This is a genomic window from Nostoc sp. 106C (genome assembly GCF_002154725.1).
Lineage (GTDB): Bacteria > Cyanobacteriota > Cyanobacteriia > Cyanobacteriales > Nostocaceae > Aulosira.
Window position 1 is genome coordinate 1 of record NZ_MTAW01000036.1, and the last position, 14,349, is coordinate 14,349.

A 14,349-nucleotide genomic window follows, 5' to 3' on the forward strand; every position below is an offset into this window, starting at 1 on the left:
TCCGTGCTTGGATGGCTCCTCAAGATCAGCCCCACGAACAATTTGTATTCCCTGAGGAGGTATTACCTCGTGGTAACGCTCTCTAATAGACCAGCGGTCCTGGGCGGTGGACGCGACATAGAATCAACAGGTTTTGCCTGGTGGTCTGGTAACGCTCGTTTGATCAACCTATCTGGCAAACTGCTTGGTGCTCACGTTGCCCATTCTGGTTTGATTGTATTCTGGGCTGGAGCAATGACTTTATTTGAAGTCGCTCACTTCATCCCTGAAAAGCCTATGTATGAACAAGGCTTAATCCTGCTACCTCACCTCGCTACTTTGGGCTGGGGTGTTGGCGCTGGTGGCGAAGTCATCGACACTTTCCCCTACTTTGTTGTCGGTGTACTTCACCTAATTTCTTCAGCTGTGCTGGGTTTTGGCGGTATTTATCACGCCGTCCGCGGTCCAGAAACCCTAGAAGAGTATTCTTCCTTCTTTGGTTACGACTGGAAAGACAAGAACAAGATGACCAACATTATCGGATTCCACCTGATAATCTTGGGTGTTGGTGCCCTCTTGTTGGTGCTGAAGGCGATGTTCTTCGGTGGTGTATATGACACCTGGGCACCTGGTGGTGGTGATGTTCGTGTTATTACCAATCCGACACTGAACCCAGCAGTTATTTTTGGTTATCTAATCAAGTCTCCTTTTGGTGGCGAAGGTTGGATTGTTAGCGTTGATAACCTAGAAGATGTCATTGGTGGTCATATCTGGGTTGCCTTCATCTGTATTGCTGGTGGTATTTTCCACATCCTCACCAAGCCTTTCGGTTGGGCACGTCGTGCATTCATTTGGTCAGGTGAAGCTTACCTCTCCTACAGCTTGGGTGCACTGTCCCTGATGGGCTTCATTGCTTCCTGTATGGTTTGGTACAACAACACTGTTTACCCCAGTGAATTCTACGGTCCTACTGGTCCTGAAGCTTCACAAGCTCAAGCTCTGACCTTCTTGATCCGTGACCAACGCTTAGGTGCTAACGTCGGTTCTGCACAAGGACCTACAGGTCTAGGTAAATACCTGATGCGCTCTCCCACAGGTGAAATCATCTTCGGTGGAGAAACCATGCGCTTCTGGGATTTCCGTGGCCCTTGGTTGGAGCCGCTACGTGGTCCTAACGGTCTTGACCTAGAAAAAATTAAGAACGATATTCAGCCTTGGCAAGCTCGTCGTGCTGCTGAATACATGACTCACGCTCCTCTGGGTTCTCTGAACTCTGTAGGTGGTGTGGCTACTGAAATCAACTCCTTCAACTATGTATCTCCTCGTGCGTGGTTGGCAACTTCTCACTTCGTTTTAGGTTTCTTCTTCCTCATTGGTCACTTGTGGCACGCTGGTCGCGCTAGAGCAGCAGCAGGTGGCTTTGAGAAAGGTATTGACCGTGAGAATGAGCCAGTTATGTCCATGACCGAACTCGACTAGTTCAGAAATTTTCTTTCATCACTGACAATTAAATGTTTCTAGCTCTTGTGTAAAATCAAGAGCTTTTTTATTAATTGTTAATAGTTAGTACTGTTGCTATGTGACAAAATCAGATTTATTAGAGACAGATGTAGAAAATTTTTTTAATTTTTATTGCTAGCTGGGTATAGAAACGCTGCAATTAAATAAAGGAGTATTAAATATGAGTGACTCAATTTTTTCCGATTCTTTAGGATGGACCACAGAAGCCAAGGAAAAATTAAAAAATATTCCCTTTTTTGTCCGTACTCAAGCAAAAGCAAGAATTGAGCAGCTAGCTCGTCAGGCAAAGCAGAATATTGTGACAGCAGAGTTGGTTGAACAAGCACGCCTAGAGTTTGGGCAGTAAACTACTTAAAATGTTCTGTTAGATATTGAAAGAAAATTACTAAGAATTGTTCAGATTGCATAATGCTTTACAACATCAGTTAGTTAATGTAAGGAAGTGGCTCAGGGAAGGGGGAAAGGTTCAATAGTGAGTAAAGATGCGCGCTTAATAATGTTCACCTAACTTGATGATGACGACTGGTTTATAGAGCTTCCTGCTTAAACTTTGAATTTTGAATTTTGAATTCTCCCGCAGAATGTTGACCCCATTCTAAAGTAATCTCTAGATTGGCTGTGGAAGTACCTTTAACTAGTACAGGCGTGAGTTTACCTGATTCCATAGCGATTTCTATACCAAATTTCACACTAGCCTTATCTGGTTTAACTTTTTGGATTACTTCTGCAATTTCCTTGGTAAGGGATTCAATAGCCACGGTTACTTCATTAAAAGGTCGGGTTGGGACACTTAATTTGCGTTCCCCAATTAGCGTAGCTTCGACTCTCACACTTGTACCATCAGACAGTTCTACTGAAATAACTTTATTTTGTGCTTCCATGTGGGTTTGACAGGATTACTCTGCATTTATATCATTCAACCACGTGTAATAAATACAACCACCCATACAAAATAAATTTTGGCTCCTAGGGATGAAGACTTTTCAACCAAAATCACATCAGTTACTACTCTATGAGTGTCTACAAGCGTTGTGACTAAACCCACTGACACAAAATCTAAAATCCAAACTTGGATAAGTTATGCCAATTCTTGCCATACTAAGCTACAAAGGATTCTGCCCTGCACTTCTTCCCGTGGCTGATATTAACTTTCTCCCACATTCATCGCTGCTAAAACAGCCTTCTGTCTGACATCTTGGTAGACTGTCTCCAAATACTTCATTGCCACCTCTGATGATGTGATATTTAGTACACTCTCCTCTTCCTTACCCAAGGGAATCAATCCTAATACATCTAATACTGTCTCGCTAGCACTAGGCGCAATCACTACTAAAGAAGAATCGAGTGGCTCATTGTACTGCCAGAATGAGTTCAGTTTAATTGTGTATTGATTGTTAGTAATTGGCTGTTTAACATCAGATGTTTTCGTACGAGAAACTTCAATCTTAGCGCTACGTAAATTGCGCAAATCGCTAATAATTTGCTCCTTAGTGCGTCCGCGTAATTTAAATAGTACAAACGGATCTTCGCTGAAGCGATCGCCTAACTGATAATACACTGCACCTACGTGTTTACAAGGATTTGCTTTATCAGGACAAGAGCATTTGCTGCGGATATCTGATAGGGTAAACGGAAATAAAGAAAGTCCATTTGCTGTGAAGACTTCTTCGATATTTTGTGGCATTTCTCCTGCTAATAGCTTGGCAGCAAAAATCGCCTTTTTGGACATTGTTTCAATTACATAACCCCATTCTTCATCGCTAAATGGTTCAAGAGAAAGAGAAACTTTATAAGGTTCAACTTCGCTACCTTGTACTCTAGCTAATACTTTGGCTCCTTTAAACTCAATGCTCAAGACATTTCCCTGACGAGCATAGTTTCTCGCACGTTCTAAACGCTTTTTAAAACGATAGGAATCTAATAGATCTAGCCACCTTTGTGACCACCATTCACGGCTTGCTTGCAAAGTATAATTAGTCATAATCAATTCAAAATTTAACGATAATTCGAGGATTACAGCTAGAGAATTTGTTATTATAAATAATCCTAAATTATTATGAACCATAGATGCTCACAGATAGTTATCGGTGTGTATCCATGTTTATCTGTGGTTCATTATCTAAAATAATTGTAGAAGGCTTAGTTAGCAAAATTGTTTATCCTTCATCCTCTTCAATGACAGAACTGCGGTCAAGTAAAAGTAGATTGCGGAGTTGGTCTGTATCTAGTTCAGTTAACCACTCTTCCCCTGCACCTACAACTTGTTCTGCTAGTTGTTTTTTACTTTCAATCATGTCATGAATTTTTTCTTCTAAAGTTCCCGTACAGACAAATTTATGTACTTGAACATTTCGGGTTTGACCAATGCGAAATACTCTGTCTGTGGCTTGATTTTCGACTGCGGGGTTCCACCATCTATCAAAGTGAAAAACGTGATTTGCTCTGGTTAAATTTAACCCTACGCCACCAGCTTTTAAGGAAAGAATCATAATTGGTGGCCCTTGGGGGTCGTGTTGGAAACGGTCGATCATTTCCTCACGTTGTTTTTTACTAGTGCTACCATACAAAAAGAAAATTTCTCGTCCAAGCTGTTTTTCTAAATGGGGTTTAAGTAACTTACCCCATTCCGCAAATTGGGTGAAAATTAAAGCGCGATCGCCTTCTGCTAAAGCCTCTTCTAGCATTTCATCTAAGCGCTGAAGTTTAGCTGAATGATATTTTTCTAATGAGCTTTCTTTTAAGTATTGAGCTGGGTGATTGCAAACTTGCTTGAGCTTGACTAGTAAAGCTAAAATCATCCCTCGGCGTTGCAGTCCGGTAGCTGTGTCAATCTCTGCTAAAGAATCTTCCACCACTTTTTGATAAAGTGTGGCTTGTTCAAGACTAAGCCCACAAAATACCGTCATTTCTTGCTTCTCTGGCAAGTCTTGAATGATATCACGATCTGTTTTGAGTCGCCGCAGAATAAATGGTTGGACTAATGAGCGTAATTGATTTAATGAAGCAGAATCACCATACTTTTCAATTGGCATGGCAAATCGTCTTTGAAAAAACTGTTTATTACCCAAATAACCGGGATTGAGAAAATCTAAAATAGACCAAAGTTCTTGCAATCTATTTTCTACTGGAGTGCCAGTCAACGCGATACGAAATGTTGCTTCTAATTGTCTAATTGCTTGTGATTGCTTGGCATCAGCATTCTTGATATTCTGAGCTTCATCTAAAACTATTGTTTGCCAAGAAACACTCTGCAATGATTTGAGATCTCTGTGAATCAGCGAGTAACTAGTCACGACTAAATCATATTTTTTCACTGCTTCTGTAAATGCCTTACCTTTGGGGCGTTTATCACCGTGATATTGTAAAATCTTGAGTGTGGGAGAAAATTTCTTAACTTCCCGTTCCCAGTTCCCCAATACAGAAGTTGGGCATACTAGTAAAGTTGGGTTCTCTAATACGTCTTGTTCTTTCAGGTGTAAAAGAAAAGCGATGAACTGGATGGTTTTTCCTAAACCCATGTCGTCGGCGAGACAAGCACCCAAGCCCCAACGTTCTAAGAAGGCTAGCCAAGCGGCACCTCGCTGTTGATAAGGTCGCAACTGTCCTTGAAAATTAGCTGGTGTGGGTAAAGGTGCGATCGCCTGATTATTTGTCAGTGCCTCAATTAACTCTTGTAATGCCCCAGAAGCCTCAAAACTGACCACAGGTAATTTTTCAATTGCTTGGGTATCCCCTGTACTTAGGCGTAAAGCATCTTCTAGAGAAAGCGCCATTTTTTCTTTACGGGAAGCAAAAAATGCTTGTGCTGTCTTAATATCTTGGGGTCGTAACTCTACCCACTCACCGTTAATTTCTACTAGTGGGCTATTTAATGCTACCAGCCTGTCAAATTGAGCTTTAGAAATTGTTTGTCCACCAATTGCCAATTTCCACTGAAAATTGAGCAAACTCTGCAATCCCAAGCGTCCCTGCTTTTGATTTGGTGTTTCGGCAGTAATTTTTAAACCCAAACGGTTCGCCCATCCCTCGCGGTTCGCCAAACTAGGTGGTAAAACCACTCCTAAACCACTATCTTCCAACCTCCAAGCCACAGACTTAATAAATTCGTATGCCTGCATGGGGTTAAGACTATAAGATTCGGGATATTCACTTTCTAAACTGGGTGCGATCGCTGGATACAATCGAGAAGCTAACCCTAAGCCGCGCAGAAAAGTTTCTTGAGGTTCTTCGATTGTGCGATTTTGATAGATTAATTGTTCAACTGGGTGCTGCCAAATAGTTCTCGCATCAACCAAAAACTCTGGAGAGTCCGCAGCTTGGAGATAATATGCCAACTTCCATTCTGTTTCCCCAGACTCCGGAGAACGCAATTCAAAACAGGTACGAAATAGAGCTTTATGAGTTAATTGATATTGCAGGGGCATAGTCCAAGCTGTCAGTGCCGCTTCTAATCTTTCGACTCCAACAGGATCTGCACTAACTGTTTGAGATTCACTAGTTAAAGCTTGCAACCACTGCCGCACTGCCGCTGGTAAGGATGCCATTACCCTAGTTTCAATTGGGGGTTGAGAACCTACCATTTCACGGACTTGAGCATCTATCGTAGTGTTGAGAAATCCTAAAAGTAATTCCTGAGGTTGTAGTGGTAAATCTATATATAGTTGGGATTGGGTTACTTCATCACTCCTTAGTTCGCTCTGAAAAGTGCGGCAAGCTAATGGCATCAACTGAGAAAATTTTTCCAACCTTGTCCCATCTACAGCACTATCTAAAAGTACTTGCCAGCTAGCATCTATCGAACTATCTGATTGTCGCTGGATTGTTGGTAAAAACTTAGACCGTGAAATTAAATCTAAACTCCACCGAGCAACCTGCGACCAAAAGCGTAAATCTCCTCCTAAAAAGGCTTCTTCGCCGCTAATAGTACTTAAGGGAAGAGAATAAAGAAATTTCATCGCTGCGGTAGGGTTCAGACAAAAACCCTCAACTCGCCAAGGGTGCAGGTATGGTGCTGAGTCTGTTTCTATTGATGGTAGTAATTGCGTTTCGACAACGGCAGAATGTACCGGAAAAATTGATACTGCGCCCTGTTGATTGTTGTCTAAGATGTGAGTTGGTAAAGCAATTATTTGAGATTGTGTTGGCATTACTTCAGCCACACTTGCACTTTGACGTTTCCGTCCCACACTCACAGCTAATTGGGGCTGCTGAATAAAGTTGGCAATTTTTAAATTCCGCGAACGTAACCACTCACTTAACTCCTGTGGTGGCATTGCCAATGGATGTGATGGGATATCAAAAGCAGCACTAGAATCAGTATTAATCTGGGAAGAACGCCAAGTTTCTCCCCAAATAAATAAACAACTATTTTGCTTTCTATTCAACCAAATACCGTGTAAAATTGCCATTTTCCAACTACCAATCAACTACGTTATCTGTATTGCTGCTATCAAGTATTAATTTTTCAATATTTGGCGCTCATAATTACTTGAATTCATATTTATCTGGTTTTAATTAGCTAAGATCAATATAATAAATGCTAATTAATGTAAGCTGGGCAATTTCCATCAAAAGTTAGCTTTCAAAATTAAAGTCAGAATTTGATAGTCAATAATTAAAGATTAGTAATTAATGCAATTTCCCCTTAATAAATTTACAAAAAATGGCATAAAAGTAGAACTAGATTATATGCATCCTCAAGAGCAGGAGGTAGTCAGAACATTACTAAATCTAGTAATTTTTGAAGGTAAAACCTATCCTCAAAAGCAACCCCTTTCTCCAACAGAATTTGCGGCTTACTGGTTGAGTCAGGATGCCTTTGTTGTCAGGGCTGTTGAGCAGAGCAATACACACAAACCCAAAGATATATTAGGGGCATTTTATTTGAAACCAAACTTCCCCGGTCGGTGTAGCCATATTTGCAACGCTGGTTTTATTGTACAACCACAGTTGCGAGGTCAGGGCATAGGGCAGTTTATGGGAGAGTCGATGCTGTTGATAGCAGCTAGTCTAGGGTACGAGGCGGTGATGTTCAATTTGGTCTTTGCAACTAATATACCGTCAATTACACTGTGGCAGAAATTGGGATTTGAGATTATTGGGCGTATTCCGCAGGCAGCTAAATTAGCCGATGGGCAAGTGATAGAGGCAGTTATGATGTATCGTGCTTTATGTTGACAAAGTTGTTTATCTTTGTATGTAGCCCAAGCCAGCCATAGTGCATAAATGTTAGGATTGCCACAGAGAGAGAATAGCGTGCATAGAAGGAAAAAAAACTGAATGACAGAAGTTGATAAGTCAATATCCTTTGACGGACGGGATATTCGACTGAAAGTAGGCCTACTAGCTCCCCAAGCTGGTGGGTCGGTTTTGATACAATCAGGGGATACAGCTGTTTTGGTGACGGCTACGCGATCGCAAGCCAGAGAAGGCATTGATTTTCTTCCCCTCACAGTAGATTACGAAGAAAGACTGTATGCTGCGGGTAGGATTCCCGGCGGGATCATGCGGCGTGAAGGTCGTCCACCAGAAAAAACAATTCTTACCAGCCGTCTGATCGATCGTCCCCTACGTCCGCTGTTCCCTTCATGGTTGCGGGATGACTTGCAAATTGTTGCCTTGACATTGTCAATGGATGAGCAAGTACCACCCGATGTGTTAGCAGTTACTGGTGCTTCTATTGCTACCCTTATTGCCCAAATTCCGTTTCACGGGCCAATGGCAGCAGTAAGAGTTGGCTTAGTAGGAGATGATTTTGTCATTAATCCTACCTATGCAGAAATTGAAGCTGGAGACTTGGATCTGGTAGTTGCAGGTTCACCAGACGGCGTAATCATGGTAGAGGCGGGAGCCAATCAGTTGCCAGAGCGAGATATTATCGAGGCGATTGATTTTGGCTACGAAGCAGTGCGAGATTTAATCAAGGCACAACAAGATTTAGTTGCAGAACTAGGTCTAGAAATTGTGCAAGCAACGCCCCCAGAAGTAGACCAAACTTTAGACAAGTTCATCAGCGATCGCGCCAGTGATGAAATTAAGAAAATTCTGGCGCAATTTGAATTGACTAAGCCAGAGCGCGATGCTGCTTTGGATGTTGTCAAAGAAAATATTGCCAACGCGATCGCGGAACTTTCCGAAGAAGACCCAGTTCGCGTTGCTACAGCCGCCAATAGCAAGGCCCTTGGTAACACCTTCAAGGAAATTACCAAACACTTCATGCGCCGTCAAATCATCGAAGATAACGTTCGTGTTGATGGTCGCAAACTCGATGAAGTGCGTCCTGTTTCTTGTTTAGTTGATGTCTTACCTAAGCGTGTCCACGGTAGTGGCTTGTTTAATCGGGGACTAACCCAGGTATTATCCGCCTGTACCCTTGGTACACCCGGTGATGCCCAAAATCTCAACGATGACCTGCAAACAGACCAATCCAAACGCTACTTACACCATTACAACTTCCCCCCCTTCTCAGTTGGCGAAACTAAGCCGATGCGCGCCCCAGGAAGGCGTGAAATCGGTCACGGAGCATTAGCAGAGCGAGCGCTGTTACCTGTGCTACCACCAAAAGAACAATTCCCTTACGTGATTCGCGTCGTATCGGAAGTACTTTCTTCCAACGGTTCCACCTCGATGGGTTCGGTCTGTGGTTCTACCCTAGCTTTAATGGATGCTGGCGTGCCAATTCTCAAGCCTGTCAGCGGTGCAGCAATGGGTCTAATTAAAGAAGGCGACGAAGTCCGCGTTCTCACTGATATTCAGGGTATCGAAGACTTTTTAGGCGACATGGACTTTAAAGTTGCTGGGACAGATACGGGGATTACCGCCTTACAAATGGACATGAAAATCTCCGGTCTTTCTTTGGACATTATTGCCCAAGCCGTCCACCAAGCTAAATCAGCTCGCTTGCACATTTTGGACAAAATGCTCCAAACCATTGAGCAACCGCGTACAGAAACCTCACCCTATGCGCCGCGTCTGTTGACCATTAAGATTGATCCAGACATGATTGGTCTGGTAATTGGGCCAGGAGGCAAGACAATTAAAGGCATCACCGAAGAAACTGGTGCAAAAATTGACATCGAAGATGATGGCACCGTTACGATTTCTGCTGTGGATGAAAGCAAGGCGAAGAAAGCCCGTAACATCATCCAAGGCATGACTCGTAAGTTGCACGAAGGTGATGTGTATGTGGGACGCGTGACTCGAATTATACCTATAGGCGCATTTGTGGAATTTTTGCCTGGTAAAGAAGGCATGATCCACATTTCCCAACTAGCTGACTACCGCGTTGGCAAAGTAGAGGATGAAGTAGCTGTTGGTGATGAAGTGATTGTCAAAGTGCGCGAGATTGACAACAAAGGTCGGATTAATCTGACACGTTTAGGTATCCATCCTGACCAGGCAGCTGCGGCGCGGGAAGCAGCAGCAGTGAATCGATAAATCGATTTAGGATTTTAGATTGAATCTAAAATCCGCGATGCCTTAGGGCAAGGCATCGCTGTATGCTTCTCTGATTCAGTTGTCAAAATTATTCAAGCCGCACGACTGAAGTCGCGGCTAAAGAAACAAAGTCTACCTTCTCAAGCTTGATGCTATTAAATTTAGATCTAGGCGCAAGACTGAAGTTACGACTATAAAAACTAAGCCTGCCAGCGCAGGCTCGATGCTATTAATTACATGTTAATCGCAGCCGAACGACTGAGGTCACGGCTACAAGAACAAAGCCAAATGATTTCCCATCCAGAAATGCAGGATTGTGGTTGATGGCGGGTGGCTTGGTTGCGAATATAATTGGCTCTGATCGATGAGATGATGACTAATTGTAAATGCACCATAACCGCCGCGCCATTTGTAAAATACATGGATTTGATTTCATGAATAATCAAAGCTTAGAAATAGTTAAGTTGGGCGGAAAGCCAGTTAGTAAGTGAACTCGATTAACTATGCTGGCAATAGCCATTACATTGCATCCTCAATATCAGCATTGCTTGACAATTGCCGAAAAAATTATTTCTTGAATATCTAGCCTAACTACTGGCAGTCTGTCTCAAGTTTCTCAAACTTAATGTAGCTGCAACGGTGTAAAATTTTGATGCATTTTACCTATGTTTTACTTTAAAAGCTTACTGAAGTAAGCTTTAGTTGTCTGTGTTTGGGTTAATTATGGGTAACAAAACGACTATTCAAGTATTGCTGCTCTGCTAAGTGACTAACTATCGAAATAACGCTTGTAGCAACACTGAGAAATTTACAATCAACAGTGAAAACCCCCTTTTTGTTCTAGGCTAAATTACCCCAGTCTGGGGAGGCAAGCTTTGTTGTTCTAGGTGTGACTTCAGCCGTTAGACTCAATTTACAAATACCCACTTTGTCAGTTTCTCGATTTACGCTATGTTTGGTATTAAAAGAATTAGCCTACGTGGTTAACTTTCATTCCCAACTTGATATCCAGCATTGTGAGTGCTAAACGTCTGCCAGAAACCATCGCCCATGTGAAAATTACTCGCCAATCTTGGCAACACGGCTTCCTTGAGGGTGAAGTGAGTGCGGGTGAGTATGAGTGGCAGTTCCAATGGCATTTTCGCCGGGGAGAACTGTCTGTAAAGCCTTCTCAAGGACGCGCTTTAATTAAAGAACCTCTAGGTCGCTTCTTAGAGAAACAAGATTACCAATTAGAGCCAGGAGGCGACTATGCTTTCACTATCCGAGCTGAGCTATAGTTAAGCAGTCATTTAAGTATTCCTAACTACGATTAATTGTTTACTGATTCAGCTAAACGATTTAAGTACCTTTCAATTAAGAGAATGGCAACAATGTCATCTATTGGTCGTGGAGGTTGCCGCATACCCTGGGGTAATAGCTTCGTTAGTCCTTTGGGCGGGTACATTTGCCAATAGCGATCGCGTGCTTCTAAAGTTGTATAGCGCTCATCTATTAAAACAATATTTAGCGGTTCTGCTAATTCTTGACGCAGTCGTTGTTTCCATTGCTTGGCTGTAGTTTGGTCGCCCATCACCATTAAGGAAACAGGGAACTTCTGACGCAGGCTTTCAATAGTAGCGATCGCTTCATTTGCAACCACAACTTGGTGATAATGCAGTTGTCGATCTAATCCAATCACTGCTAAACCACACTTATCTCGACCGGGATCAAAGCCTAAAATGACTGGTTGTGTCGGTGAGAATTCACGGAGAGTCATAGTAATTTAGAATTCAAAATTTAAAATTTAATCACAAGTCTTTCATAAAGCTTTTTTACAATTGCCCATTTTTTTAAATAGGCTGGCATTCTATTCAGGTCTGTTGATTAATTTTTTAGGTACTAAAAATAACTTGGCCGTTAACTATTGCCAGTAGCTTTACTCTTAGCGGCCCGGCTGTAAAAGTGTTTTCAGCCGCGATCGCTTTGATTTCTAACGGTTGATTAAATTGTCTCAATTGGGCAACAAACCGCAGGAAAGTACCATCTATTTGTACATTTTCAATAATTCCAGCATTACGGGCGCGAAATTGGGAAGCAGAAATCAGCAGATCGAGCCGCTGTCTTAGCTGATAAGAAGTCATAGTTTTGGGATCGGCAGTAGTAGTAGCTAGTACCTGTCCCCCAGAAAATACTAGTTGGTTTTTTGCGGTATCGGTAAAGAATTCTATCTGCTTTTCGCCTCTAACGTAATTCCCAGCAGAGAAAATTCGCATTACATATTCTCGACCGTCATCAATCTGCTTGATCAACTGCTCGATTCTATCCTGGGTAACGTGCAGTATCTCTACATTATTTCCTGTATTTGTACCAGGTTCAGCTAATTCCAACAGAGCATTCTGATTAGCTTCCTTTAGCAGTTGCGTCACTGCCTGACGCGCAGCCATAGGTTGGTTAACCTGAATTACAGCAGCAGCCAGAACTTGACCACGCACTAAAGCCAGCTTGCCTAAACGCAGGTCACGGTAAGACTGATAATATTTTTCCAGTCTTGCCACTTCTTGTTCTAAATAGTTCTGTTGCTTTTCCAATTCTTTGAGACGAGATTCCCGCTTGGCAATCACTTGTTCCCGGGCTGCAACTTCTAGATTACGCTGTTGAATCAGTTGATCCAACTGCGAAATTTTTTGATCTCGCTGTTGAATCGCTTCTTGCCGATTAGCTAGTTCGCGATCGCGTTTGGCAATAGCTGTTTTGGCTTCGTCAATAGCTTTTTTCGCTTCAGCGTACAGTCTTTGGCGTTCTATCTTACGTTGTTCAATTTCCGCCAGCAGATTCTTTTTCTCGTCGTAAACGCTTTGTAGTTCCGCTATTGCTTTTTGATATTGAGCTACAACTTGGCCTAGTTGGCTTTGCGTGCGTTGCAGTTGAGTTTGAGTTTGAGCTTGTTGAGTGAGAGTGCGGTTGAGTTGGGCTTGCGTTGCCTGTTGTTTGGCATTCGCCGCCTGTAAGGACTGATTGATTGCTTGTAAGTCTTTTTGAGCCTGGGCCTGTTCTTTCCTTGCTTGGTTTAGCTCACTCTCTACCTGGCTTTTTTGAGTTTCTGTGGTTTTTAGCTGTTCGCGTTTATTTCTAAGGTCCCTTTGAATATCCTCTAACTCAAAAACTCCTTTGCGCAATCCTTCATCCGCAGCAAATAAAATTGCCAAAGTTGATGCTGAAATTAAAGTGCCAGTAAAAATAGTTACTAGTACAGCAGTATTTTTAGGACGTAACTTAAATAGAGAGAGGCGCGCCTTGCCAACTCGTGTGCCGATGCGATCGCCCACGGTGGCAAGCATGCCTCCCAAAATTAAAATTGCTGCAATGAGGATGTACCCAGTGGTCATCTTCAGCTACCGAAATGCTTCCAGATACAGCCTACTACTTTCAACCATTTTTTGTGGGGGATGAGAGATTGACAATAGCTGAATTTACTCAATTTTTTAGATCTACCTCCATTATGGGTGCCATCTCTAAAAAAACAACATGTGCCACCTCTGCTTCCCCCAATTGTTTTTAAGTAAATTGCCTACTTAAGGTAACAGGTTTATGCACAGTAATCTTTTTTTTGTGGATAGAAATCATCTTTTTTTCACGCAAATCTCCAAGTAACCTAGTTACAGTAACGCGAGTAGAACCAATTGCTTCTGCGATCGCTTGATGAGATAGCTTGAGATCAATTGTGATTCCATCAGCGCAAGGAACACCAAAATCGCGACAGAGAATTAACAAAAAACTCACTAACCTTGAACCCATATCTCGGTGTGCGAGGGTTTCAATCATCATCTCTGTTTGTAGAATTCGCGAAGACAGACCTCGCAGCATTAACATTGATAATTCTGGATTTTCCTTGAGTGCTTGCTCCACTTGTTCAATTGGAGCTGACAGTAATTCTACTGGGGTAAATGCAACGGCATGGTAAAACCTATCTGACTTGTTTCCCGTCAGCAATGACAACACACCAAAAACACTATTTTCCCGCAGCAATGCTACCGTTATTTCTTCTCCTGCTTCATACACCCTGGAAAGCTTAACAGCGCCTTTTAAAAGAAAATAAACTCGTTCAGCAGGATCGCCAGGAAAAAAGATCGTTTTATTGCGTTCAAACGTTTCTACAACCGGCGGAAACGCTCCAGTTGCCATCTGACGAAAAACATTTGCTAGGGCTTTATCTTGTGTCACGATCATCTCCCTTCCCCTACCCAATGCCGGAAAAACAAAAACTGATTACCTAAGAATACACCCGAAAAATCAATAAGGCACCGTCAACCTTTCTGTACTTTCCTATACTCAAAATCCTTGCTTCATAGTTATTTGTTTATAATGATACATAATTATTGATATTTTTAGCTATTACTTTTTGAATAGTACTTATAATAGCTGTATTTAAAA

The 14,349-nt window shown here is 42.3% G+C and carries 12 protein-coding genes and 1 pseudogene; 6 read left to right on the top strand and 7 right to left on the bottom strand.

From position 1 onward, the window contains the following. The 3 genes and pseudogenes from BV375_RS38980 to BV375_RS01550 form a co-directional block, all read left to right on the top strand. Positions 1-86 (top strand): annotated as a pseudogene (locus BV375_RS38980) (photosystem II protein D2); the annotation flags it as partial. Continuing rightward, the gene (gene psbC / locus BV375_RS01545) at positions 70-1,458 is read left to right on the top strand and encodes a photosystem II reaction center protein CP43 (protein WP_086756523.1); all 1,389 of its coding nucleotides are present in this window, start codon (positions 70-72) and stop codon (positions 1,456-1,458) included. The pseudogene BV375_RS38980 and the gene psbC, both read left to right, overlap by 17 nt. Positions 1,459-1,660: 202 nt before the next feature. Beyond that, positions 1,661-1,846 carry a PCP reductase family protein gene (locus tag BV375_RS01550; RefSeq protein WP_086756525.1) on the top strand — a complete coding sequence of 62 codons (186 nt, stop codon included), beginning with the start codon at positions 1,661-1,663 and terminating at the stop codon, positions 1,844-1,846. A 181-nt stretch (positions 1,847-2,027) separates the two neighbouring features. Here BV375_RS01550 and BV375_RS01555 read toward each other — a convergent pair whose 3' ends face one another. From BV375_RS01555 to BV375_RS01565, 3 genes are all read right to left on the bottom strand, one after another. Next, complete coding sequence (locus BV375_RS01555) at positions 2,028-2,381, bottom strand: CU044_2847 family protein (RefSeq protein WP_086756527.1); 354 nt, start codon at positions 2,379-2,381, stop codon at positions 2,028-2,030. Between the two features lie 263 nt (positions 2,382-2,644). Beyond that, positions 2,645-3,481 carry an SWIM zinc finger family protein gene (locus BV375_RS01560; protein WP_086756603.1) on the bottom strand — a complete coding sequence of 279 codons (837 nt, stop codon included), beginning with the start codon at positions 3,479-3,481 and terminating at the stop codon, positions 2,645-2,647. Between the two features lie 175 nt (positions 3,482-3,656). Continuing rightward, positions 3,657-6,908, bottom strand: coding sequence for a DEAD/DEAH box helicase (locus tag BV375_RS01565; RefSeq protein ID WP_086756529.1), 3,252 nt, complete (start codon positions 6,906-6,908; stop codon positions 3,657-3,659). A 223-nt stretch (positions 6,909-7,131) separates the two neighbouring features. On the opposite strand from BV375_RS01565, the gene BV375_RS01570 reads away from it, so the two are divergent. Both BV375_RS01570 and BV375_RS01575 read left to right on the top strand, forming a co-directional pair. Then, positions 7,132-7,677 carry an N-acetyltransferase gene (locus tag BV375_RS01570; RefSeq protein WP_086756531.1) on the top strand — a complete coding sequence of 182 codons (546 nt, stop codon included), beginning with the start codon at positions 7,132-7,134 and terminating at the stop codon, positions 7,675-7,677. Positions 7,678-7,779: 102 nt separating this feature from the next. Then, positions 7,780-9,936, top strand: a complete 2,157-nt coding sequence (locus BV375_RS01575) for a polyribonucleotide nucleotidyltransferase (protein WP_086756532.1) — start codon at positions 7,780-7,782, stop codon at positions 9,934-9,936. A gap of 233 nt (positions 9,937-10,169) precedes the next feature. Here BV375_RS01575 and BV375_RS37930 read toward each other — a convergent pair whose 3' ends face one another. Then, positions 10,170-10,331, bottom strand: a complete 162-nt coding sequence (locus tag BV375_RS37930) for a hypothetical protein (RefSeq protein ID WP_243713810.1) — start codon at positions 10,329-10,331, stop codon at positions 10,170-10,172. 621 nt (positions 10,332-10,952) lie between these two features. Here BV375_RS37930 and BV375_RS01585 point away from each other — a divergent pair. Continuing rightward, the gene (locus BV375_RS01585) at positions 10,953-11,216 is read left to right on the top strand and encodes a DUF3146 family protein (protein ID WP_045872646.1); all 264 of its coding nucleotides are present in this window, start codon (positions 10,953-10,955) and stop codon (positions 11,214-11,216) included. Between the two features lie 32 nt (positions 11,217-11,248). Here BV375_RS01585 and BV375_RS01590 read toward each other — a convergent pair whose 3' ends face one another. The 3 genes from BV375_RS01590 to ntcA form a co-directional block, all read right to left on the bottom strand. Beyond that, positions 11,249-11,695, bottom strand: coding sequence for a pre-16S rRNA-processing nuclease YqgF (locus BV375_RS01590; RefSeq protein ID WP_086756534.1), 447 nt, complete (start codon positions 11,693-11,695; stop codon positions 11,249-11,251). A gap of 115 nt (positions 11,696-11,810) precedes the next feature. After that, positions 11,811-13,304, bottom strand: coding sequence for a DUF3084 domain-containing protein (locus BV375_RS01595; protein WP_086756536.1), 1,494 nt, complete (start codon positions 13,302-13,304; stop codon positions 11,811-11,813). A gap of 169 nt (positions 13,305-13,473) precedes the next feature. Continuing rightward, a complete protein-coding gene (ntcA, locus tag BV375_RS01600; protein ID WP_010998529.1) occupies positions 13,474-14,145 on the bottom strand; it encodes a global nitrogen regulator NtcA in 672 nt (223 codons plus the stop codon). Between the last annotated feature and the right edge of the window lie 204 nt (positions 14,146-14,349).